Origin of the sequence: Flavobacterium sp. N2550 (genome assembly GCF_025947265.1) — a bacterium.
Lineage (GTDB): Bacteria > Bacteroidota > Bacteroidia > Flavobacteriales > Flavobacteriaceae > Flavobacterium > Flavobacterium endophyticum.
This window is the reverse complement of sequence record NZ_CP110007.1, coordinates 535,927-555,946: the sequence shown is the minus strand read 5'-3', so window position 1 is coordinate 555,946 and position 20,020 is coordinate 535,927. Positions and strand designations below refer to the sequence as shown.

Sequence of the window (20,020 nt, the reverse complement as noted above, 5' to 3'; positions counted from 1 at the left end):
TGTTCTGTCGTTAGTACTGCAGTTAACGTCGATGCATACATTTGTCTTTTTTTGTGTATCGCAATATCTTATGACGAAAAACCGTCGTGATTGTAAAAATGAACAACTCTTAATGATGTTTTTTTCTACTCATGACGGTTCTTTTTTTAATTTTTTACTACTCGTTTTAAGTTAAATTGTTTTTTAATTTATTTATATTCAAATAATTAAATATTTTTTTTGATTGTGAGTAGATGTGAGTATGCATTTTTTTTCATAATTTAAATTTCCGCCTTTTATTTGTCCTGTTACTTTTTATCAGAGCACTTCTTTTTTAGAAGCCTACTCTTGCTAAAACTTAATATTCTTTGAGATCCCAAATCTGCAGAAAGAACAACTTACCAATTCTATTAATGTGTTTGATTAATTGTATGGAAATCTTTGTAAAGATTTTGCGTGTTCTGTTTGGCTTTGAATAATAGCATTGCTATGAATTAGATAACTATATCTTGGACTTCTGTGTTTAAGATTAAAATAAATTACCAACTAAAGCTATTGCTTTAACATTGATTGGTGGTAGGTCAATGCGGTAGTTTTTGAGAGGAGGGTGACCCGTAGTGTTATTTTAGGGGAAAATATGTTCTTGGTTTATGTCGCCCTCCTTATTTTTTACTTCTCTATTTTTTTCAAACTATTAAAACGGACTGAATAATTTTTCCTTTAAAAGGCAAAACATGCTGTTTTTTTATTTTGTAAAGCTTATGATACTATAAGCTTGATCTTTGGCTTTTTTACAAGCTATTTTTCCAACATGCTTTTATATTTTTATGCTGTTTCTTTCATTTATAAAGAAATAAGTGGTGTTAAAATTATTTTTTCACAAGAAAAATGGTTTCGTTTTTGAATATATTGCAACTTTATAAGATGGAAAATATAGTTTCTGTTTTAAAAGCCCCTAATTGTCAAATATTTATCGGTTATTGTATTGTTTTTTTATGAAAATGTGTTTTTTATGATGTGATAAATATTTATTTATTTTGCCTGCCCTAAAAATATAGATAGATTGTAAACTAAAACTTCATAATATAAGTGCCTTTCTGTATTTATGAAAAAGAACAAGTATTTCCTATTCTTTATTTTTTTCCTATCACTTGGTAAAAGTTTTAGTCAGAATTTTAATCAAGCTCAAATCGATAGCCTCTTATCTGTTGCCGAGCAGTTGGAAAGCAAAAATGCAGCCTATGGAGTTACTTTGAGCCTGAAAGCTTATGATGACTCGAAAAAGCTAGGATATAAAAAAGGCATGGCTCAAGGATTGCTCATTGCCAGCAGAAAGCAGCATGAATTATCAAAATATGAAGATGTTCTGAAAAATGCATCAGCAGCAGAGAAACTTGCAGTTGAAACTTCAGATTCTAAATTAATTTCAGATGCTCTTCGATTAAAAGGAATTGGATACACAGGCTTAAGAGATTATGAAAACGGGCTAAAGCAGTTCAGAAAAGCGCTTTCTTTTGCGCAAAATCTTCCTGACAAAGAAATTAAAAGTTCAAGACTAGGGGTGCTCTACAATGACATTGCCTTTAATCTGGATGAGAAAGGCGGCACCACCGATTCGGTTGCTTTTTATTATAGGAAAGGATACCAGGAATTTGAGAAAATGGTGCTGAATAATCCACTGCGAAATAAGACGCTTTCCTTGGCATGTTCCAACGTCGGTTCTAGTTTTTTAAGAGCAAAAGAACTTGATTCTGCAGAATTTTATCTTGACAGAGCATTGCAACTAGCTAATTCTGTCAATCATGAATCGGTAAAAGCCAATACGCTAAGCGATTTAGGAAGCCTTAATTATTTTAGGAAAAAACACAAACTGTCCATCGATTATTTCAAAAAAGGAATTGAAGTGGCAAAGTCTATCAACGATGCCTATGCGTTAAAATCTACGTATCTTGGACTGTCAAAATCGTATGAAGCAATTCGTGATGATGCAAACGCCGAAAAATATCTTTCAGAATATAATGCTATCAACGATAGTCTTAAAAATGTTCCGAAAGAAAATACATCGGTTCAGACCGCATCAATGGGAGAAAATACTCTTGTTAAGAATGTAGATGATGACTTTAATCGGACCATTATATTTACTGCGGTATTTGTTTTATTGCTGATTGTAATATTAGTCCATATCTATGGGAAATTCCAGAAAGAAAAAGCAAATAATGCCCGCCTTCTGGCTGAGGTTCAAGATACCGCCAATATGTTTGTACTGTTGCAAAAAGATGAAGCCCATCTAAAGAAAATGCTTTATCTGGCAAGTACTAATGATCCTTCCTTTTTGATGATTTTTAAGGAAACCTATCCGGATTTTTATAAGAAGCTAAACAAAATAAATTCAGGACTAATTGCGGGCGAACAAAAGCTGTGTGCTTTTTTAAAACTGGATCTTTCCACTAAAGAAATCGCACAATACACAAATTCATCAATTCGAGCTGTTGAAGCGAAAAAATACAGGCTTCGAAAAAAACTTTCAATACCCTCCGAAGAAGACATAAATGTATGGATGATGAATCTATAACAATTTTATTTTTTCCACATCAATTAATCCTTGTCGAAGCAAGGATTTTTTATTTATACAATTTTCACCATTTAGAAGTAGAACGATAATATAAAAAGTAGTATTTTTCTTAACTTATAATTACTATTTTTCGCGTAGATAGTGCTTAATTACTACTCATAATCTTCTTTCTTTTTTATATCTCTGAAAAATAATTTATTGATAATCAGTATGAAAATAAAATGTTTATTGCTGAGTAGATGTGAGTAGTGGTTTTTTTGCAGAAATATTGTGTCTGTATTTTCTTTGCCCGCAAACAGTATAAATAATTGAATACGATGACGCAAAAATTAATAGCAGAATTTATTGGCACGCTTTGGTTGGTTTTAGGAGGTTGCGGAAGCGCTGTATTAGCAGCTTCAGTTCCTGATTTAGGTATTGGATATATAGGTGTTTCGTTGGCCTTCGGTCTGTCGGTCCTTACTATGGTCTACACAATCGGCACTATTTCTGGCTGTCATCTGAATCCTGCTGTGACAATCGGACTGTGGATTGCAGGAAGAACCGAAAGAAGAGAAGTTCTTCCTTATATGATGGCGCAAGTTTTAGGAGGGATTTTTGGGGCCCTTATTCTGTATCTTATAGCAAGCGGACAGCCGAATTTTGAGCTAGGAAATTTTGCTGCAAACGGTTTTGGAGAACATTCTCCAAACCAATACGATATTTTCTCGGTTCTTACTACAGAAGTAATCATGACTTTTATCTTCATGCTCATCATTCTCGGATCTACACATAGCTCCGCTCCAAAAGGATTTGCCGGGATTTCAATCGGTCTTGGACTTACTTTGATCCATTTGATGAGTATTCCGGTTTCCAATACTTCGGTAAACCCTGCAAGAAGTACAAGCCAAGCTCTATTTGTCGGAGGATGGGCTTTAGAACAGCTATGGCTTTTCTGGCTGGCTCCGATTGCGGGAGCAATTTTAGCAGGAATCTTTTACGAGTACCTGTCTTCTCAAATTGACGAGGTAGAATAGCTTGGAAAAGAAGAGAAGCTAATTATGTCTGATGATTTATTAAATTTCGTACAAACGAAAATAATAAATTTTATTGATTTCTTAATTTTTGATAACAATTACATAGCATTTGAGAAATTTTATAGTGTAATTTTGGCGGATATTCATTTGAATATTTTATTTTACAAAATATTTTGACAAAAAGATTTTTTATTTACTTTTACAACCTATGAGGATTGTCCCAAATACAATAATAAATCTTGCAGTGGTTCTGTTTTCTGTAGCTAATTGCTTTGCTGATAATGAGCCTCCTGCACCGCCACCGCCTACGGGTCCAACGCCAATCGGTCTTCCTATCGATAATGGAATTCTTCTTTTGTTGGTGATAGGGTTGGTTTTTGCTTTTTTACGATTTAAGATGTCAACTAAAGATAAAAAAACTCCGATGTAAGTCGGAGTTTTTGTTTTTGGCTATCTAAGCTGGTGCAATCGCGAAACATATTTTCCAATGACATCAAACTCCAGGTTGATTTTTGTTCCGATTTCAAAATTCTTGAAATTGGTGTGCTCATGCGTGTAAGGAATAATCGCAACACTGAACTCGTTCTTTTTAGAATTTACAACAGTCAGACTTACTCCGTTCACTGTAATCGAGCCTTTTTCAATGGTGATATTGCTTAAGGCTGGGTCGTATTCAAAAGTATAATGCCAGCTTCCGTCAGCTTCTTCAATAGATTTGCAGATTCCTATTTGGTCTACATGACCTTGCACGATATGTCCGTCTAGCCTGTCTCCAAGTTTCATGCCGCGCTCCAAGTTAAGAAGATCACCTATTTTCCAGTCGCCTATATTTGTTTTGTCGATAGATTCCTTAATTGCCGTAACCGTATATTGGTCGTCCGAAATTCCCACAACTGTAAGACACACGCCGTTATGCGAAACACTTTGGTCTATTTTAAGCTCATTAGTGATCGATGAGGACACGGTTATGTGTATATTTTCTCCCTCTTTGCGTAAATCTTTGACTACTCCAAGGGTTTCTATTATTCCTGTAAACATTCTTGTTTTATTTTACTAAATTTGCACTTCAAAATTAGCAATAAATAAGGAGCAAGTAGTATGAAAAAAGCAGAAAATATAATAGTTGGAATTTCAATAGGAGATTTGAACGGTATTGGAAGCGAGGTAATCCTGAAAACCTTCGAAGACCCGCGAATGCTCGAGCTGTGCACGCCAGTTATTTTTGCCAATGTGAAAATACTCTCTTTTGCTAAGAAAAACCTTGATGCTACGATTGCGCTTCACGGAATAGACAAAATTGATCAGCTCCTTCCAGGAAAAATCAATGTTTTAAATGTTTGGAAAGAAGGTGTCAATGTAGAATACGGAGCCAATGATGAGAATATCGGGAAGTATGCCATAAAATCATTTACGGCAGCTACAGCAGCTTTGAAAGAAGGGCAGATAGATGTTTTGGTTACGGCGCCAATTAATAAATACAATATACAGTCCGAAGATTTTAAATTCCCAGGACATACTGATTATCTGGATCAAGAGCTGGAAGGGAATGCTTTGATGCTTATGGTGCAAGATGATTTGCGCGTGGGCTTGATTACAGATCATATACCTGTAAACGAAGTCGCTTCACATCTTACAGAAGCACTTATCAAGAGCAAAATCGAAACCGTTAAAAAATCGCTCATCCAAGATTTTAGCATAAACAAGCCTAAGATCGCCGTTCTAGGATTGAATCCTCATGCGGGTGATGGAGGCGTAATCGGTAAAGAAGACGACGAAATCCTAAGACCTACAATCAAAAAGCTGTTTGAAGGCGGAACCTTAGTTTTTGGCCCGTATGCGGCCGACGGTTTTTTCGGAAGTGGCCAATATGAAAAATTCGATGCTGTGATAGCGACCTATCACGATCAAGGGTTGATTCCTTTTAAGACGCTTTCTTTTGGGAAAGGCGTGAATTATACGGCGGGATTGAATAAAATCAGAACGTCGCCTGATCACGGAACGGCCTATGAGATTGCAGGAAAAGGAATTGCAGATCCTAATTCGTTCAAGGAAGCAGTTTATCTGGCTATCGATATCTATCATTCCAGAAATGAATATGCGATTATTACCGAAAAACCCCTAAAAATAAAAGAAAAACACTTATAAACAAAAAAATGTTTATAACGCTTTTGGAATTGTAATTATTTTATATCTTTGCACTCCCGAAGTTTAGGGCAAATTGTTGTTAAGATGAAAGTAACCAATGAGTTTTTAATTCCTTTTATAGGATTAAAGTTAGGAAAACATCAGTTTGAATATCAAATAAATAAAAAGTTCTTTGAAGACTTTAGTTATGACGAGTTTGAAAGCTGTGATATCAAAGTCAATGTAGTTTTAGAGAAAAAAAGCACCATGCTTGAACTTCAGTTCAAACATAAAGGAATAATTTATGTTCCATGTGATTTGACTAGTGAAATGTTTGATTTGCCGATTAAAGGAAAAATCAAGCTTATCGTTCAGTTTGGAGAAGCTTTTAATGATGATAATGAAGAATTGCTCATTTTGCCTCACGGCGAACATCAAGTGGATATTTCACAATACATCTATGAGATGATTGCGCTTTCCATCCCTCTAAAAAGAATTCATCCAGGCGTGAAAGACGGTACGTTAAAAACAGACGCTCTTGATAAGCTGAATGAATTGCAAGTCAATGCGAAAGAACAAAAAGCTGATGCAAAAGAAGAAGAGACAGATCCGCGTTGGGATCAATTAAAAAAACTATTAACGGATAAATAATATAGTAAAATGGCACATCCAAAGAGAAAGACCTCGAAAACAAGAAGAGATAAAAGAAGAACACATTATAAAGCATCTGTTCCTCAAATCGCTACATGTCCAGTGACTGGAGAGGCGCATTTATACCACAGAGCTTACTGGCATGAAGGTAAAATGTACTACAGAGGTCAAGTAGTAATTGATAAGCAAGAAGCTGTTGCTTAATACAATTTTGCAGTAAAAAATCGAACTCTCACGTTGTGGGAGTTTTTTTGTTATTTATAATTTATTGATAAATAACGTTTTGCAAAAAGGTATGTTTTAGATTTTTTTTGTAATTTCCACCTCTTTTCGGAACTATATTTTTCGAGAAGAAATTATTAAAAATAGTATGAATACAATCACAGCCGCAATTACCGCAGTTGGAGCCTATGTGCCTGATTTTGTGCTTTCTAATAAAGTACTTGAAACGTTGGTTGACACCAATGATGAGTGGATTACTACTCGTACTGGGATTAAAGAAAGACGCATTTTAAAAGATGATACGAAAGGAACATCTTTTCTTGCCATTAAAGCTGCAGAGAATTTGATTGCGAAAAACAATATTAACCCGGCAGAAATCGATCTAGTACTGCTAGGAACTACAACTCCAGACATGCCCGTTGCCGCGACAGCTGTTTATGTTGCCTCACAAATTGGTGCTGTCAATGCTTTTGCTTACGATTTGCAAGCTGCCTGTTCTAGTTTTTTATACGGAATGTCTACCGCAGCTGCTTACATCGAATCGGGCAGATATAAAAAGATTTTATTGATCGGAGCCGACAAGATGTCTTCCATAATCGATTATACAGATAGAGCCACGTGCATTATCTTTGGTGATGGAGCCGGTGCTGTCTTGTTCGAGCCGAATCATGAAGGTCTTGGATTTCAAGACGAATTTTTAAGAAGCGATGGCGTTGGCCGTGAGTTCTTGAAGATTGAAGCCGGAGGTTCCTTGCTTCCTGCGTCAAAAGAAACCGTCGAGAACAAACAACATTATGTTTTTCAAGATGGTAAAACCGTTTTCAAATATGCTGTTTCAGGAATGGCTGATGTCAGCGAAAAAATAATGCAACGCAACAACCTTACTAAAGAGGATGTGAATTGGCTGGTAGCTCATCAAGCAAACAAAAGAATTATTGATGCTACGGCAAACAGAATGGGTCTGGATGAATCCAAAGTACTCGTTAATATTCAAAAATATGGCAATACTACTTCAGCAACATTGCCATTGCTTCTGAATGATTTTGAGAAGCAATTCAAAAAAGGAGATAATTTAATATTTGCCGCATTTGGAGGTGGATTCACTTGGGGATCGATCTACATGAAATGGGCATACGACAAACAATAAAACTAAAACCTAAATTCGAATATCATGGATATTAGAGAAATTCAAAACTTAATCAAGTTTGTAGCAAAATCAGGAGCTACTGAAGTAAAATTGGAGATGGATGATTTCAAAATCACAATCAAAACTACTGACGGAGCGTCATCTGAAACTACTACTTACATCCAACAGGCGCCAATAAGCCACGCATTGCCACAAGCCGCTATGCCACAGCCAACAGCTCCAACGGCTCCTTCAACACCAGTTGCAACTTCTGCAGCAGGTGAAGACAACTCAAAATACGTTACGATCAAATCTCCAATTATTGGAACATTATACAGAAAACCTTCTCCAGACAAAGCACCATTCGTAGAAGTAGGCAGCTCAATCTCAAAAGGAGATGTAGTTTGCGTTATCGAAGCAATGAAGCTTTTCAACGAGATCGAATCTGAGGTTTCTGGAAAAATCGTAAAAGTATTGGTAGATGATTCATCTCCAGTAGAATTTGACCAGCCATTATTCTTAGTAGACCCGTCATAATTTAGATTTTAGATTGCAGATGTTTAGATTGCAGATTTTACTAAAATCTCCAGCTTGTCTAATCGTCTAAGTATCCAAATTGTCTAATTATCTAATTTAAATACGATGTTTAAAAAAATACTAATAGCAAACAGGGGAGAAATAGCGCTTCGCGTTATCAGAACCTGTAGAGAAATGGGTATCAAAACGGTAGCCGTTTACTCAACTGCAGATGCAGAAAGCCTTCACGTTCGCTTTGCGGATGAAGCTGTTTGTATCGGCCCGCCGCCAAGTAATTTATCTTACTTGAAAATGTCTAACATTATTGCAGCTGCAGAAATTACAAATGCAGATGCAATCCACCCTGGATATGGCTTCCTTTCTGAAAATGCTAAATTTTCAAAAATCTGTCAGGAACACGGTATCAAATTTATTGGTGCTTCTCCTGAAATGATTGACAGAATGGGAGACAAGGCTTCTGCAAAAGCTACAATGAAAGCGGCAGGAGTTCCTACGATTCCAGGTTCAGAAGGTTTGTTAGAATCTTACGAGCAAACTAAAAAACTGGCGAAAGAATTCGGTTATCCAGTAATGCTTAAAGCTACGGCTGGAGGCGGTGGAAAAGGAATGAGAGCCGTTTGGAAAGAAGACGAACTTCAAAAAGCTTGGGAAAGCGCTCGTCAAGAAGCTGCTGCTGCATTCGGTAACGACGGAATGTACATGGAAAAATTGATCGAAGAGCCTCGCCATATTGAAATTCAAGTAGTAGGTGATGCTTACGGTAAAGCATGCCACCTTTCTGAAAGAGATTGCTCAGTTCAAAGACGCCACCAAAAACTGACAGAAGAAACGCCTTCTCCATTCATGACAGACGAACTTCGTCAAAAAATGGGTGAAGCTGCTGTAAAAGCGGCAGAATATATCAAATATGAAGGTGCTGGAACCGTAGAATTTTTGGTTGACAAACACAGAAATTTTTACTTCATGGAGATGAATACTCGTATCCAAGTAGAGCACCCGATTACAGAACAAGTTATTGACTATGACTTAATCCGTGAGCAGATTTTAGTTGCTGCTGGTGTGCCGATTTCTGGTAAAAACTATTTGCCACAGTTGCATGCTATCGAATGCCGAATCAACGCGGAAGATCCATACAATGATTTCCGTCCGTCACCAGGAAAAATCACGACGTTGCATACGCCAGGAGGACACGGAGTTCGTCTAGATACTCACGTTTATTCTGGATATACGATTCCGCCGAACTACGATTCCATGATTGCAAAATTGATTACTACGGCTCAAACAAGAGAAGAAGCAATCAGCAAAATGAAACGTGCTTTGGATGAGTTCGTAATCGAAGGTGTAAAAACAACCATTCCTTTTCACAGACAATTAATGGATGATCCAGCTTATGTAGCGGGTGATTATACCACTAAATTTATGGAAAGCTTCAAAATGGAAGATCCTAAATAAAAATACAAATCCCAGCTGAAAGGTTGGGATTTTTTTATTGCTTGCTTTTTTGTTTTTGAACTACTACCAAACAGAGAACAATGACGGCAAGTCCGCCAAATAAATACCAATAATTGCAAGTAGAATCCTCCGAAATATCGCCATAAAAAACAAAAGCACCCCAAAAATAAGGCGACTTCTTGCTGTTTGGAATACTTTTGTCTTGTAAAAATTCCATTTTTGCTTGATGATTAGCCCTAAAGTACATCTCGTCTTTTTCGCAGCTTTGATAAAAATTCTTCATTAAAACAGAAGTCGTATAATCGTTCACTTTCCATAACGAAAACAACAGGTTTTCAGCACCTGCATTCTGAAACCCGCGTGCAATGCTTAAGGCGCCTTCGCCGCGATACAACTTTCCAATACCCGTTTCGCAGGCGCTCAGGACAACTAAATCCGGATGAATATCTAAAGAATACAAATTGCCGTACAGAACATCTTGATCGTAAAAAGAAATTGCAGCGGGAATTTCCGTATTTCCGGAAGATGCATGGGTAGAAAGATGGAGTATAGAATGATGTCGGATGTCTTTCAAAAAATTAGCATAGGTTGCCTGATTTTTTTCCAAATAAGTTCCGCCATACAGCTGCTTGATGGATTTTAGCTCTTCTACAGAAAAAGCCAGACTTCTATTGCTGTTTTCAAAAACAGGAAATACGCCTAACACGGATTGATTTTTATAACTAGGTTTTTTATTGTTCAAGTAAAACTCGGTAGACGTTGCATAACTTATGATTTCTTCGTTCATCAGATAAGGCAGTTTTGAAAAATCAGTGCTTTGCGATGCCTTGGTAAGCAACGACTCAAAAGAAATAAAACAAAGCAATCCATCTGGAAGTATCAGGTGCTTTTTTGTTGTTATTTTCTTCAACTGAAGCAGATTATAGAGCTTATGGCTCTGTTGTTTGTATCCGGCAAGATCATTTGAAATGGCAGACGATTCGGCGAAATAATCCAAATAATCGGTGATTATTTTTTTATTTAGAGAAGAAGTAAGGAAAGATGTAAGCTGTATCTGAGAATCAGATACATCAAAAACATAAACTTTTTCTTTCCCATAAAAATAGGCCGTTAATGTTGCATCGTCGTTTTTTAATTTATGATAAAGCCTGTCAAAATCCAATTGTGATGGACCATTGAATTTGTCTTTTTCAAAGCTTTTTTTCAATGCCGCTATCTTTTCATTCTGAAGTGCCAAAGCAGTATTGATAGCTTCCAGATTGGCTTTTTCACCTTTTTCTTGTTCTTTGATGACGGTGTTGGAGAGTTCGTGAATTTTATATAAAATTTCTTTTTGGCTTTTACTTCCTGATTTTTTTGCGAGCGCAATATAGTTTTTCAATGCGCTAGATTTTGTTGTTTCTTGTAGCGCGAAAGCTTGTTCTAAAAACACAGGGTCTTTTGATTCTTGATAGCGCTTTTCATACATTCCAATCGCTTTTTCCACCCGATTTCGGATGCCAGATCTGTGGATAAGCGAAGTTTCTTCGTAAAACAAAAAAGAGGAAAACTGTGCATCAATCGCAAAAGTAAAGTTGTAACAGTCAATCGCTTTTTGATAGTTTTTTTGCGCCGCATACGTTGAAGCCAATACATCCAATGCATCAATCAAGAGTCCTTCTGGATAAAGCATTTTCTGCGTAGGAAGAAGGTTACTCGGATTATAATTTGGAATCAATTCTTTGAAAATTTCCTGAATTGCTTTTTGGCTTTCTTTTATCTTTTTTTGGTTCAGCAATAGTTGTGCTTCTTCCAGATAAAGCTGTGAAATGTCACGCTTGGAATTGCCAGAGAGTTCTAATTTTGCTTTTTTAATATAATCTTCCGCTTTTTTATAGTTTTTTTGGTGTCTGTAAACCGTAGCAAGATTTTTATAAAGAAGGAAACTTGGAGCAATAGTTTCTGCTTTTTCAAAAACCTTTTGTGCTTTGTCAAGCTCATTTTTTGCCAGATAATTTTCTCCAAGAAGGGAAAGAATAATAGCTTTTCTCTCATCTGAAAGCTTCTCTGAAACATAGATATTTTCTAGCAAATCAATAGCTTCTTGATTTTTTCCGATGCTTTTATAAACGGCAGAAAGATTAATTACGGCACTTGCTTTCTGCGACAAATTGTTGTTTTTGATGGCGAGATACAGATAGTGCTTAATGGTATTTTCAGCACTTGTATAATCTCCAGTCATCGTATAGAGATTTCCCAAAGGATTTAAGCAATATTCGACAATATCATAATCCGAAAGTTGGTTTTTTTGAAACAGTCCTAATGCGTTTTCATAGGAATGAATTGCTTCAAAATAATGGCCAAATTGTTTTTGATAGAAAGCCTTATTGCAGTTTAAGATGACAATAGCCAGCTTGTCATTTTTAGATTTTGGCTTTGGGTCTTTCCAAAACTGTTTTTCTGTTTCTTCCAGATTTTTTATTCCAGCTAAGCTCGGATGAGCGATAAAATTATCCAATGCTGCGTAGATATGATCTTCAGCAATCGTCTGTTTTTGTGCGAAAGCAAATTGTGCGAATAGTATAAAGAAAACAACCTTTTTCATCAAAATTTCCAGATTGCATAGAATTGCCAATGACTGAAATCATTTTCAAAGCTCCATAAATAACGAATTCCGAGACTTGGTCCTATTCGAGCAAAACCAAAAGTAACGTCTGCAAAAACATTGGTTTGCAATTTTTCAAATGCTTTTGTGGTTGTCTTTCCGCTCTGGCTTTGTCGGGCACTGGTAATTTCTTCGCCTTGCCGTGGGGGATTCGGGTCATTAAATACGGGCTGAAAATATCGTGTTGTCGTTTCATTTTCGAAAGTCTCATCCAATGCGACAGAAAATTGCGGTCCGAAACCAAATCCAATATAATTATTCAGGCTGTAGCGAAGCGACACGGGAACGACTTCGGCTAGATTTCGTACCGTTTTTTGCTTGTTTTCTGTCTGAACATAGGCTATGTCTAAAACCGTTCCGTTGCTTAATACTAAAGGCGGATTCAGCTGTCTTAATGTCGGATTTGTGCTGGTGGAAGAACTGCTTTCCATGTAATTATAATACAATTCAGCCTGTATGTACCATCTGTACGATTTATAAGGCGAAATTGTGGTACCTAGAAAATAGCTCTTCGGATTTTCTTGATCTGGAAAATAATTATATCCTGTTCGTACGCCGATAGAAATTCCGGGACTGAAACGGGTGACGGCATAATTGGTAATAATCGGTTCGTTTTTGTCAAAGATAATCGCAGTACGACTTTTGGTTTTTACCTTATGGAAATCTTTGCCAAACCTCAAGCTGTATTTTACAAAGCCTTTTGTGCTGTCTTTTTCCATCACGTTTTTTTGGTTGCTTCCTGGAAGGTAAATGTTCTTGAAGGTAAAATGTATCTGATTCTTCAAGACAATTGTATCAAGACAGCTATAGTTTACCTCTTCGTTTTTCGGACAGATTTCGCACTTCGGATACATATCGACAATTTTTAAGGTCGATTTGTCAAAAATATCGGGAATATCTGTTTCGAGTTTTATTTTTCGAGCCGGGCCTTCGCCATCATTTTGAAAACGGGTCTTGAAATTCAACGTTTTGAAACGGACAAGTCTATAATTCATGAAAATACCATTCGAAGACATCTTGTTCGGATCATGAGAAGTCACGATTTCCATCTCAAGGTTTTTTACCTTATGGTTTTTATAATTTCTGTCAGGGACAAAAACACCTCTGATGGTCAGCGTGGCGCTGGTGTCCTTGATCATTTCGGGAGTTGTCTTGAACGTAAAAAATAAATTTCTTGTTTGTTTTGGCGAAAGGCTGTCGAATTCAAAAACCTTTGAGTTTCGGTAAAGTGCTTTTGACTGCTCAAGTGTTTGTTCTAAATTTTCAAGGTCTTCTATAATTTTATTGTTCTTGATTGCTAGACTTTCTGTACTTGCGAGATATGTTTCATGTCTATCATAATCATCAACGAATGCGTAGTTTTCTTCTAATTTTTCTTTTTCGTTTTCATGTACCCTGGTTTCTACTGTTCCAAAGTTGTCATTTTTGAATTGCTTGTCGTTATAAAAAAGATAGAGCTTCCCGTTGGTAGAATAGTCTTTCAGGTTTTGATAGCTCATGACTACCACGATTTCCTCGTCGGGCATCGGTTCCCTGTTTTTCTGCAACAGGAAGCCGTCGTACTGTTCTATGGAAGCAATATCTTGATAATCTGTTTCTGATAATTCGGTGACAGCAATCGTTTTTGGACGGGTTGCTGGCGGTTTTCCATTATCATAATTGTTGGTCACGGCGAGCCTTACGGTAGCATTGCCTTTCTTTTTGTAGGTATGTTTGGATTCTTTTTCCTTGCTGTAATGACCGTCGCCGAATTCCCAGAAATAACTATAGCTGGCCGGCGGTGCTCCTGCGATTTGGATAAGCGGTGGAGTCTGGGGCTTGAAAGAAACTTTATTTCCCTTTTGGTCAAGGCCGATTACGGCTCTTCGGGTTATCGTGTCTTTTGTTTTTGCTTGTGAAAAGCAAAAAGAAATTCCCGAAAATAAAACGGTTATGAGGATTAATTTCTTCATAATCAAGGGGTGTTTGTTATTATAAATGTAAAAAAAAGTGATGAAGTTGTCATCACTTTTGTTAAGATTATATTAATTATTTTATGGAAGGGCGTTAATCGCTGCGATTAACTGAGCTTCTGTCCCGACTGTTGTTTCAGCTAGCGTAAATACATACACATCATTTGCGGCAATTGTAACGGATTTGATAGCGTATCTCCACTGGCTATTATCTTCGGTCACAAAAATCACATGACATTCAAGACCGACAGGAATTTGTCCGTAGTGCTCAGAAAACTGATTTGTTGTCGGGTTGAAAGTATCTAATTTTGCTAAAGAACTTCCTTCGCCATCATAGTGCAGGTAGATAGCACTGTTTTCAAAATTATATCCCGTTGGAGCTTCTGCCAGAATGGTTGTTTTCGGTCTTGGATCGCTATAAAAACGGTCGACATTGGTCCATCCAAAGCTGCTGAAGTACGCATAATAGTTTGGGCCTTCTACAAAAACACCATTTTCTCCATTCGCACGATCTTGCTCATCCCATTCCAAGTTGCCGTCTTCATCGATTGTTCCATCCCATAAAGACATTCCGGTATCAGCACCTCCAGTCAGGTTTGCAGGAATGATAACTTGCATTGGACAAGAAATAGCAAGCTGTTGTCCGTTTTTTGTCGCATTGATGTAGAATTCTCCTCCCGAAATTAATAAAGACATGTCGCCGTTTGGCATTCTTCCCATGGTTGGCTTGTTAGTCACCAGCATTGTTCCAGGATTAAATAATTCAGCATATTCGACTACGACTTGTCCTGTTATGGGATTTCCATTTTGTGTCAGGCAGTTTCCGTTTATGGTGAACTGAACGCCATTTGCCGTTGTGAAAGTTGTAGCGCCATCTTCAGCGTTAAATGTAAAAGTCTGCGTGTCTAGGGCCTCTTCTCTTAAAGCTGCGAAGGCAGATGCTGATGGCACATAGTCTGGCGAATCGCCGTCGTCATTTTTGCTGCAGCTCGCTACAAGTATTCCTAGTAAAAACAATTGTCCGATTTTTTTAAAATTTGTTTTCATGATTTCTAATATTTTATGTGTTAGTTATTGTTATATCAATTCTGGTTTTAGATTGTTACCCTTTTATTGAAAAATAATATCGATATACGGAATTCCGAAATCTGGAACAGGGCCTCCCGTACCATAGAAATCCGAAGAAGTGATCGTGATTGCGGCATTTGATACTGGATAAGGACTCGGTCCGTTGAATCGTAAAAGTCTGCCGACCGTATTCCCAATGTTTCCTAGATAATTTGTCACCGTTCTTTTTAACGTATACGAAGTTCCGGCTGTGAGGTTTGTTGGCGTTATCGACACATATTCTGTTTGGGCAGAATCGAAAACATGGTTACCGCTATAGATAGTCAAATTGGTAGTGTTGTCTACAATTTCAATCAGATAAGGAATACTGGCGGCATAAAGATTTGCATTTCCTTGGTAGCCAATAGAGCAGACGGTCTCGTTGGTGTTTACTTCAAAAGTGTATTCGTGTGTCAGAAGATCCATTGTTGTCACATCAGTAAACGAGGAATTGCTTGCTAATGTGGCTGCATAAAGCTGGCTGAATTCTGAATTGGCCGTGCTGCAACCTCCGCCTTGGTTTTGGTTGTCGTCATTGTTGCAGCTTAGTGTTGCAACTACGGCTACTAATAAGAGTCCGATTTTTTTGATGTGTGTTTTCATAATTAAGTGTTTTTTGTTGTTTTTAGTTACTGCGTAAAGCTGTTATCATAAATTATCGTTCAAATTCTGCGCTTCGGATAATCTTATAGGTAAGAATTTCGCTGGTGCTGACAAGCTGGATCATTTTTAAGGCATGTCCTTCGGAACTTGAAAATCCTTTTGCGGTCCCATTGGTGGTTTCCACTTCCCAGAAATACAATCGCAAGGTTGGGCTCGAAATTTCTTCGGCTACTTGGTAATAGCTTTCGATTTTTTTGTCGAGGATGATTTCACCGGCAGCTGCCAGGGCAATCCTGTTTTCTGCTTTTTCTAGCGATAGGGCAGTGCCTGAATAACTTCCTTGGTCTGTTTTTACGCTCCAGTCGTAAACGGTTACGATTCTGTCTTTTGTAATTTCTGTTGCATTTTTTGTTCTTGCAGCAGTTTTTACTTCAGTAGCATTTGCGCTTATCGATAATGCTATCATTGCTAATGTTAAGATGGACTTTTTCATGATTTCTAAATTTTTAATGTTGTGTTTAAATTTCGATTTATACCGTTATATCAAAATGCTTTTTAAATTGTTACCCTTGATTGGGAATTTTTAAAACAGTATTTGATGAACTTTATATTCCTATATACTCATTGCTGAAAATTTGTTACCCTTGTGTTTCTATTTTTTCTACATTAGCAGTAAATAAGGCAGTTATGACCGAAAAGAATACTCATTCTGACCAATTCTACATAGAGGGTTTGCTGCAAAACGATTCGGCAGTCATCCAGTCTATCTATAAAAAGTTTGCGCCAAAAGTCAAGAACTACATCCGGACGAATAGTGGCGATGATGACGCTGCAGCTGATGTAATCCAGGAAGTTTTAATAGCTATTTATAACCAAGCAAAAACTAAGGGACTTCAGCTCACGTGTCCGTTTGATGCGTATTTTTTCTTGCTTTGCAAAAGACGCTGGCTAAATGAATTGAAAAAATCTTCAAACAAAGGGGTAACAATCAAAGACGATACTCTATCTATAAGCGAATCAGTTCACGAGCTGATCCTGCAAGCAGAAGCTTTTGATGAAAAACAGTCCTTGTTTGACGAAATGTTCCAAAAGCTCGGAGAAAAGTGCCAAGAGGTTCTCAAGCTTAGTTTTGTCTTAAAAACCATGGAAGAAGTAGCACAGCAGCTAAACGTGACGTACGGCTATGTAAGGAAGAAAAAATCTCTCTGCACAGGACAGCTTACAGAAATGATTCAGCAGTCGAATAGGTATAAATCGCTAAAAAAATAACGCCATGAATGAAGAGGCATACAATAGCTTTGAAAGCTATCTCAATAACGAAATGTCGACAGAAGAGCGATTGGATTTTGAATCAAAGCTTCAGGATGATTCTCAATTCAGGGAAAGCTTTGAGCTGTATAAAGAAACATCGGCTTTTTTGGAGCATAAATTTTCTGCCGAAACCCAAGATTTCAAAAATAATTTGGCGTCGGTTTCGAAAGATTATTTTTCGGAGGAAGAAGAAGAAACTAAAGTTATTTCCTTTAAGCCTTGGTATTATGCAGCGGCGGCTTCGGTAGTGATTCTTTTGGGGACTTGGATTTTTATGAAAGGCCCAAGTCCGGAATACGGCGATTATGACCAGCATGAAAATGCGTCTTTTGTTGAAAGAGGCGATGCTGACAAAAACCTGAAAAACGCCCAAGATTTCTTTAATAAAAAAGAATACGGAAAAGCAGTGGTTTCTTTTCAGAAAATACAGAATCTAGACAATCCAGAACATCAATATTTTTATGCTATTGCTTTGATAGAAACGGATAATTACGTGAAAGCAGAAATGCTTCTGAATGAAATCCAGCATGGCACTTCTGTCTATAAAAATAAGGCAATCTGGTATTCTGCTTTGTCTGAATTAAAACAGAAAAATATGGAGGAATGCAAGTCATTATTGCGTCAAATTCCAGAAGATTCCGAAGATTATGATAAGGCTCAGGAATTATTAAAAGAATTAGATTAGATAAAAAAATCCCCGCGAAGAGCGGGGATTTTTTGTTATAAAGTTTCTTTCAACCATCTAAAAAATTCTTTCTGCCAAACTTGTGCATTCTGAGGTTTTAGTACCCAGTGATTTTCATCTGGAAACAGAATGAACCTGCTCTTGATGCCTTGCAATTGTGCGGCTTGGAAAGCTTCCTGTCCTTGCCCGATCGGCACCCTATAATCTTTTCCTCCTTGGAAAATCAAAATAGGAGTATCCCATTTGCTCACGTTATTGATCGGGTTGAATTGAGAATAAGTCTTTTGCGCCGCTGCGTTGTTTGCTTCCCAATAAGCACCGCCAGAATCCCAGTTCGTGAAAAATACTTCTTCCGTGGTTCCGTACATGCTTTGCAGGTTGAAAACGCCACAGTGTGCTATGAAAGTCTTGAATCTTTTTTTGTGGATTCCAGCTAAATAGAACACAGAGTAGCCTCCGTAGCTTGCGCCAATAGCGCCCAGCCTTGCTTTGTCCACATAGCTTTCTTTTGAAACATCGTCAATAGCAGAAAGGTAGTCGTCCATTACTTGGCCGCCCCAGTCTTTGCTGATCTGCTCGTTCCAGGCAACGCCATGACCTTGCATTCCTCTTCGGTTTGGCGCTACGACAATATAACCTTGCGCCGCCATAACCTGAAAGTTCCATCTAAAAGAATAAAATTGTGTCAATGCAGATTGCGGTCCGCCTTGGCAATATAAAAGTGTTGGATATTTTTTGTTCTTGTCAAAATTGGGAGGAAGCACTACCCAAACCAGCATTTTCTTTCCGTCAGTTGTCGTAACATAACGTTTTTCGAATTTGCTCAAGGCTATTTTCGAATAAGCAGCATCGTTTACTTTTGTAATTTGGTTCCATGTTTTTTTCTTCAAATCGTAAGAAAAGATTTCTGCTGCATGATTGAAGTCGGTTCTTGCCACGATAGCCTTATCTCCAGAAAAACCTACAATATCGGTCACGTCAAAATCACCATCGGTAAGCTGTCTTACGGTTATAGCAATTCGAGTCAATCCCGGAAAATTTACCTCAAATAATTGTTTGGTACCGTTGATCGGTGCTAAAAAATATACTTTTTTCCCATCGGCACTCCAAGTAAAGCTGTCAACAGTTCCATCCCAGCCCGAAGTCAGGTTGATGTCCATGCCTTTGAAACGTACGATAATATCATTTTTGTCAGCTTCATAACCATCGCGTTTCATCTGCAACCACGTCAAGTCGCCATTCGGAGAAAATTGCGGAGCGGTATCATAACCCGGATTGCTTTCCGTTAGGTTTTTGGTTGTTTTTGTAGCTAAATCGTATTGGTACAAGTTTGTATTTGTAGAAGTAGCATACGCGGTTCCTTCTAGTTTTTTCGAAACATACACAATGCTTTTTCCATCGCGGGACCAAGTATAATCTTCATCGCCACCAAATGGTTTTTGAGGTGAATCATAAGGCTCGTCCTTCATAATATCGGTGAAGTTTTCTTTATCATTTACAGGAGAAAAAACCACATGATTGTGCGTGCCGTCATTCCAAGTGTCCCAATGACGATAATCCAATCCATCATAAACTTGTACTTCAGATTTTTCTAAAGCAGGATAATAATCTTTTCCTAAGACTTTCCCGACTTTTACTTCTTTGCTTGCCAATAAAAGCTTGCCGTCAGGAGACATGTTTTTGTCATTTAGTAACGAGGCATATTCTGCAACTTCGGTGGCATTGCCGCCTGAAACGGGTATGCTGTAAAATTTAGAATTTGATTTATTTTCTTCTACCGAAGGAATTGAAACTTTGTAGATGATGTTTTTTCCGTCTTTTGAGATGCCAAGCGGACTGACTCTTCCGAGCTGCCAAAGCAATTCTGGCGTCATTACGTTTTGTGCGGCTGCATTTAATCCGATCATACTAATGGTTAAAAAAAGAATTTTTTTCATTTGTGAATGCTGTTAAAAATAAAGGCTTAAAGGTAATCATTTATTCAAATACAGCGGATGTTTCAATAAAAAAGGCCGTCTGAAAAGACGGCCTTTTGCTAA

General features: G+C 37.5%; 17 protein-coding genes. 10 read left to right on the top strand and 7 right to left on the bottom strand.

The features are described 5' to 3' along the window. The first annotated feature begins 1,084 nt into the window (after positions 1–1,084). Positions 1,085–2,551 carry a tetratricopeptide repeat protein gene (locus tag OLM56_RS02435; RefSeq protein ID WP_264528194.1) on the top strand — a complete coding sequence of 489 codons (1,467 nt, stop codon included), beginning with the start codon at positions 1,085–1,087 and terminating at the stop codon, positions 2,549–2,551. A gap of 317 nt (positions 2,552–2,868) precedes the next feature. Beyond that, positions 2,869–3,567, top strand: coding sequence for an aquaporin Z (gene aqpZ, locus OLM56_RS02430; RefSeq protein WP_264528193.1), 699 nt, complete (start codon positions 2,869–2,871; stop codon positions 3,565–3,567). Positions 3,568–4,017: 450 nt separating this feature from the next. Here the strand turns inward: aqpZ and OLM56_RS02425 are convergent, their stop codons facing one another. Next, a complete protein-coding gene (locus tag OLM56_RS02425) occupies positions 4,018–4,605 on the bottom strand; it encodes a riboflavin synthase (protein WP_264528192.1) in 588 nt (195 codons plus the stop codon). Positions 4,606–4,665: 60 nt separating this feature from the next. Here OLM56_RS02425 and pdxA point away from each other — a divergent pair, with 60 nt between their 5' ends. The 6 genes from pdxA to accC all read left to right on the top strand — a co-directional run bounded on the left by pdxA (position 4,666) and on the right by accC (position 9,679). Continuing rightward, entirely contained in the window at positions 4,666–5,712 is a 1,047-nt protein-coding gene (gene pdxA / locus OLM56_RS02420; RefSeq protein WP_264528191.1) for a 4-hydroxythreonine-4-phosphate dehydrogenase PdxA, read from the top strand. A gap of 84 nt (positions 5,713–5,796) precedes the next feature. Further along, positions 5,797–6,342: a YceD family protein gene (locus OLM56_RS02415; RefSeq protein ID WP_264528190.1), complete on the top strand. Its 546-nt coding sequence runs from the start codon at positions 5,797–5,799 to the stop codon at positions 6,340–6,342. A 9-nt stretch (positions 6,343–6,351) separates the two neighbouring features. Then, the gene (gene rpmF, locus OLM56_RS02410; RefSeq protein ID WP_082482157.1) at positions 6,352–6,546 is read left to right on the top strand and encodes a 50S ribosomal protein L32; all 195 of its coding nucleotides are present in this window, start codon (positions 6,352–6,354) and stop codon (positions 6,544–6,546) included. Positions 6,547–6,712: 166 nt separating this feature from the next. Then, positions 6,713–7,711, top strand: a complete 999-nt coding sequence (locus OLM56_RS02405; RefSeq protein WP_121375477.1) for a beta-ketoacyl-ACP synthase III — start codon at positions 6,713–6,715, stop codon at positions 7,709–7,711. A gap of 24 nt (positions 7,712–7,735) precedes the next feature. Beyond that, positions 7,736–8,227 (top strand): acetyl-CoA carboxylase biotin carboxyl carrier protein, encoded by a 492-nt coding sequence (gene accB / locus OLM56_RS02400; RefSeq protein ID WP_121375476.1) that lies wholly within the window; start codon positions 7,736–7,738, stop codon positions 8,225–8,227. A gap of 105 nt (positions 8,228–8,332) precedes the next feature. After that, positions 8,333–9,679: an acetyl-CoA carboxylase biotin carboxylase subunit gene (gene accC / locus OLM56_RS02395; protein ID WP_121375475.1), complete on the top strand. Its 1,347-nt coding sequence runs from the start codon at positions 8,333–8,335 to the stop codon at positions 9,677–9,679. 34 nt (positions 9,680–9,713) lie between these two features. On the opposite strand, the gene OLM56_RS02390 is transcribed toward accC, so the two are convergent. The 5 genes from OLM56_RS02390 to OLM56_RS02370 all read right to left on the bottom strand — a co-directional run bounded on the left by OLM56_RS02390 (position 9,714) and on the right by OLM56_RS02370 (position 16,478). Continuing rightward, positions 9,714–12,263: a CHAT domain-containing protein gene (locus OLM56_RS02390; protein ID WP_264528189.1), complete on the bottom strand. Its 2,550-nt coding sequence runs from the start codon at positions 12,261–12,263 to the stop codon at positions 9,714–9,716. Next, positions 12,263–14,275, bottom strand: a complete 2,013-nt coding sequence (locus tag OLM56_RS02385) for a PKD domain-containing protein (RefSeq protein ID WP_264528188.1) — start codon at positions 14,273–14,275, stop codon at positions 12,263–12,265. The genes OLM56_RS02390 and OLM56_RS02385 overlap by 1 nt, the downstream gene beginning before the upstream one ends. Before the next feature lie 81 nt (positions 14,276–14,356). Further along, on the bottom strand, positions 14,357–15,322 hold the full coding sequence (locus OLM56_RS02380) for a hypothetical protein (protein ID WP_264528187.1): 966 nt from the start codon (positions 15,320–15,322) through the stop codon (positions 14,357–14,359). A 63-nt stretch (positions 15,323–15,385) separates the two neighbouring features. Then, complete coding sequence (locus OLM56_RS02375) at positions 15,386–15,985, bottom strand: hypothetical protein (protein WP_264528186.1); 600 nt, start codon at positions 15,983–15,985, stop codon at positions 15,386–15,388. 52 nt (positions 15,986–16,037) lie between these two features. Further along, positions 16,038–16,478, bottom strand: a complete 441-nt coding sequence (locus OLM56_RS02370; RefSeq protein ID WP_264528185.1) for a hypothetical protein — start codon at positions 16,476–16,478, stop codon at positions 16,038–16,040. Between the two features lie 194 nt (positions 16,479–16,672). Here OLM56_RS02370 and OLM56_RS02365 point away from each other — a divergent pair, with 194 nt between their 5' ends. Both OLM56_RS02365 and OLM56_RS02360 read left to right on the top strand, forming a co-directional pair. Continuing rightward, positions 16,673–17,254, top strand: a complete 582-nt coding sequence (locus OLM56_RS02365; protein WP_264528184.1) for an RNA polymerase sigma factor — start codon at positions 16,673–16,675, stop codon at positions 17,252–17,254. Between the two features lie 4 nt (positions 17,255–17,258). Beyond that, positions 17,259–17,981: a tetratricopeptide repeat protein gene (locus tag OLM56_RS02360; protein WP_264528183.1), complete on the top strand. Its 723-nt coding sequence runs from the start codon at positions 17,259–17,261 to the stop codon at positions 17,979–17,981. Positions 17,982–18,016: 35 nt separating this feature from the next. On the opposite strand, the gene OLM56_RS02355 is transcribed toward OLM56_RS02360, so the two are convergent. Then, the gene (locus OLM56_RS02355) at positions 18,017–19,918 is read right to left on the bottom strand and encodes an alpha/beta hydrolase family protein (RefSeq protein ID WP_264528182.1); all 1,902 of its coding nucleotides are present in this window, start codon (positions 19,916–19,918) and stop codon (positions 18,017–18,019) included. Between the last annotated feature and the right edge of the window lie 102 nt (positions 19,919–20,020).